The sequence below is a fragment of the Sphaerochaeta sp. S2 genome, assembly GCF_016406725.1.
Classification (GTDB): Bacteria; Spirochaetota; Spirochaetia; order Sphaerochaetales; family Sphaerochaetaceae; genus Sphaerochaeta.
The window spans coordinates 1-3,965 of sequence record NZ_JAEKNT010000142.1 but is presented as its reverse complement, the minus strand read 5'-3'; the positions used below and the strand labels follow the sequence as shown (position 1 = coordinate 3,965).

4 protein-coding genes and 1 tRNA gene are annotated in these 3,965 nt (G+C 48.1%); 3 read left to right on the top strand and 2 right to left on the bottom strand.

All coding sequences use genetic code 11. From position 1 onward, the window contains the following. A partial coding sequence (locus JF818_RS03750; protein WP_233065931.1) for a hypothetical protein occupies positions 1-226 on the top strand: 226 nt, incomplete at its 5' end. Between the two features lie 261 nt (positions 227-487). On the opposite strand, the gene JF818_RS03745 is transcribed toward JF818_RS03750, so the two are convergent. Beyond that, positions 488-1,297 (bottom strand): Cof-type HAD-IIB family hydrolase, encoded by an 810-nt coding sequence (locus tag JF818_RS03745; protein WP_198890642.1) that lies wholly within the window; start codon positions 1,295-1,297, stop codon positions 488-490. A gap of 71 nt (positions 1,298-1,368) precedes the next feature. Continuing rightward, positions 1,369-1,441 (bottom strand) — tRNA-Pro (locus JF818_RS03740). Between the two features lie 174 nt (positions 1,442-1,615). Here JF818_RS03740 and JF818_RS03735 point away from each other — a divergent pair. After that, complete coding sequence (locus JF818_RS03735; protein ID WP_233065928.1) at positions 1,616-3,196, top strand: SurA N-terminal domain-containing protein; 1,581 nt, start codon at positions 1,616-1,618, stop codon at positions 3,194-3,196. 83 nt (positions 3,197-3,279) lie between these two features. Then, a partial coding sequence (locus JF818_RS03730) for a metallophosphoesterase (protein ID WP_198890640.1) occupies positions 3,280-3,965 on the top strand: 686 nt, incomplete at its 3' end.

The following is a 3,965-nucleotide window of genomic DNA, read 5'->3' as shown; positions in this document are numbered from 1 at the left end:
GAAGGAACAATGCTATGCATTGCAACGAATACCAGACCGGTACGCATTCTCCCCCCAGGTGGACCCTGAGCAGGAAAAGCCGAGGAAGGCCAGGGCTCCCCGGCCCAAGATGCCTGACAGCCACCCCTGGAGCTTCAAGAGACAGATGCAGTTCAAGCGCAGCGACGCACTGATGAAGAGCCTGGAACCCTGCTACAAGAGTCCTTACGAAACCCAATACGCCTAGGCTTCTCCCCAGGACAATGAACCCATGATTCCCAGCATCCCGCCATGGTGATGCCGGTTTCCCATGTCCAGGGACCAGACCCCAAGGCATGAAAACGGTCAGGTCTTACAAATCCTGCCCAAAATACTTGATATTTGCTGTTACCCAACACTCGGACCTCTGGTATTTTCCCAGAAATCCTGCCAGTTCCCTAAAAATTTCTCAAATGACATTTTCCCTGCCGGTTGACAGAAAGTAGAAATGGAATATTGAGTTTTATTGCTATTTTGTCAATATATATCGTTCAAAAGCCAAGGCAACACCATCATGTTCATTGGAATCAGTAATGACATGGGCATGAGATTTCACTTCATCCGATGCATTGTCCATAGCCACTGCAAGTGCGGCAATGCCAAACATTGGGAGATCATTGAGACCATCACCGATTACCATTAAGGAGCTTTCATCCTTTCCAAGCAGGGAAAGCAATACCTGAAGGCTGCTCGCTTTTTGTACTCCTTTCGCGGTAATTTCCATAAAGCATGGTTCACTGAAACCCAAATCAGCAACATCCCCAACCAATGGCAACAGATCTTCCCTTGCCTTCTGCAAGAGAAGCGGTTCTCCTACGATCATGACTTTCGGCATCGGGTGTTGCACTTCCTCGATGAGATTGGAAACTTTCTTGATGGGGATGGCGTTGTTATAGGCTTCCTTGGCAACATGCACATCATCAGCCATTTCGGTAATAACACCTTCCTCATCGTAGGAGAGAGCAGCAAGGTGATGTTCACGGGCGTATGAGAAACATGTATGAATGGTCTCAAGGTCCACCGTACGTTCCCAGAGTACCTGACTTGTTCGTGTATCAAAGAGCTGTCCGCCATTATAGGCAAGAATGGTGCCTTCACTGCCCATGAGGTCAAGGGAGGAAGCGACATGTTCAATGCCCAAGAGGGGTCTACCACTGGCAAGAACGATATGACAACCCTGTTCCCTGGCCCTTTTGATCGCGTCTCTGGTACGTGGGGTGATTTCCTTCTTCTCGTTGGTGAGTGTACCATCCAAATCAAGAGCTACTACCGTATACATGGGCATTTCCTCCAGGAAAACAAAAGACTCCCCATTCCATTTCCTGAAACAAGGAGTCTCTTTCTTTACGATCGGGCAGAGAGGATTTGAACCTCCGACCCCCTGGTCCCGAACCAGGTGCGCTAGCCCCTGCGCTACTACCCGTAATCGATACAGCCGAGGTTCAATATACCTAATAGCTCTGAAGATTGTCAAGCGAAGCAAAATGGCCTATATTGGCTATTCTCAACCTATTCATTGACAGTGACTAGGTGAAATGGTATTTTTCATAAGACTGTCCGCAAAATGCGGAAAATGCACGGGAGAAAGAGGTTTATCATGTCTTCAAACGACAACACAAATGGAAAGAAACCCGAAGAGAACGGGAAAGTACTCGCCTTCGGGAAAGAAAAGAAGAGCGCAGTAGAGAAAAAAGGTAAGAATGAAGCCGCACTCAAGCCGAAGCGTAAAATAACCATCGGATGGGTGTTTGGAATGATCGTCCTGATCCTGATCGCCATCTCCTTTGTGTTGGCCCCTGCTATTCAGGCCTTTGTCGGCCAAGGCACCAGCAATGGAATTGTGTTTGGCAAATACGGCAAGGAAGAGATCAAGTATGCTTATGGCAACTACTTCTATGACCAGGTCCAGAACTATGCCAACCAGTACAGCGGATCTGATGCAAACCAAACCCAAGCCCTTTACCAGATCTGGAAGAGCGCCTACGACAGCACGGTCTTGTTCACTGCGGTTAACCAGCTTGCATCCAAAGCCGGTATCATTGCAGCTGATGATGTGGTAAAGCGTGCAATTATTGAAAGTGGCGCCTATGACAAGGATGGAAAATTCGATGTAAAGACCTATCAGGATGCTTCGGCTGAACGAAAGGCTTCTGTCGAGAAATCAATCCGGCGCGGCCTCCCCTACCAGATTGTAATTGACGATGTGGGTACGGTACTCTCCGCCTCATCTGAGGTTGATTACATCGCTGAAATGGCAGGTAATGGAAGAACGTTCCGCTATCTCAGCCTCAACCCTGCACTCTACCCTGATGAACTCGCTTCACAGTATGCACTACAGAACAAGCAGCTCTTTTACAGCATGGATATGAGCATCATCAGCATGGACAGCCAGGAAAATGCCCAGGCAGTGTATGACTCCATCGTTGGTGGCGAGACCTCTTTTGAAGAGGCTGCAACCCAGAACAGTCTTGACTCCTATGCAGCAGAAGAGGGAAAGGTTGGTCGTCTGTACTACTACGGCCTGGTTTCCAACTTCAAGAATGCTGATGAAGCAGTCTCTTTGCTCTCCGCAAAAAACGGTGATGTACTTGGCCCCTTTGAGGCAAATGGTGCATGGGCAATCTACAAGCTGAACAGCACGCCGGAGGAAGCTGACTACGCAAGCGAAGAACTCCTTGCTTCCGTCAAGGCGTACCTGGCAACCAGTGATAGCGACATCATCGACACCTATCTAGCAGACCTTGCAGCAGATTTGCAGGCAGAGGCTGCAAGCAAAGGACTTGAAGAAGTAGCACTTGAGCAGGACCTCTCTTTGGTTGATGTGAGTGCAACTCCCTACAACTTGGGAGAGAGCCAGTACATGAGCAACTTCTCCTATACCGATAATGCAGGGTTGCTCGCCAATGCTGCCAGCAATGAAGATGTTGCAAAGCAACTCTACACTGCAGAAGAGAACACACTGCTTGATCCAATCAAGTCTGGTACTTCCTACCTCCTTGTTGAAACTGGTGAAGATGTCCAGGACGATACCATGGGCAGTTATATCACCATGTTCTATGACTACTACAGTGGTACCCAGAACCAGCAGGACTTCAGTCAAGCACTCTACTCCTCTGATGCATTTGAGGACAACTTCCTGACCACCTTCCTCAACGTAGTACTGGGACAGAGCGAATAACCTTTTACTCCTTGTATCTATCAAGCCGGTACTGATGTGCCGGCTTTTTTTATTACCGGTTTCGTGGTAGATTACAGCTACCCATGAAACGATCATCACGCTTAATCCTTAGAATATTGATACTGCTCTTTGTAGCGCTACTACTCATTGTAGGGATTGCGTCGTATATAATCATCGATCGCTTATCCAATACAAAAGTCTTTGAAGAAGTCAGCAGGCACACAGAAAGTGTTGTCATTCCCCAAGAGCCCTTTGACCTACAGAATGCGGTTCATGAGGGGAAAGCCTTTACCTTGGAGTACCCAGAAAGCGGGGAGTTCAAGATTCTCTGGGGAACCGATTTCCATCTCAGAAGAGGCCCCTTTTCAGGCAGGGATAAGATCTATGCATTGATGGAAAGGGCCTTTGAAGAAACAGATCCTGACCTGACCGTCATTTCTGGTGACCTCTTGTTCTCATTCAATGCAAAGGAGATGCTTATCGAGTTTGCAGCCTTCATGGAGGAACATGGCCGGCTTTGGGCCTACACTTTTGGCAATCATGATGGTGAACATGCCTATGACCGACCTGCACTTGCCAGTGTATTGGACGACTACCCCCATGCACTCTTTTCCACTGGTGAGGAATGGGCACGTGGATATAGCAACTACCCGCTTGTACTGACACAAAATGGTGTGATGAAAAATGCACTTATGCTGCTTGATTCTCATCACAGCAGAATCTATGCAGACAATGTCGTTGCCCCTGACTATATCTATCCCTCCCAGAT

Coding starts and splice junctions, on each gene's coding strand:
- JF818_RS03745 (WP_198890642.1), bottom strand. CDS start 1,297: ATGTATACGGTAGTAGCTCTTGATTTGGATGGTACACTCACCAACGAG.
- JF818_RS03735 (WP_233065928.1), top strand. CDS start 1,616: ATGTCTTCAAACGACAACACAAATGGAAAGAAACCCGAAGAGAACGGG.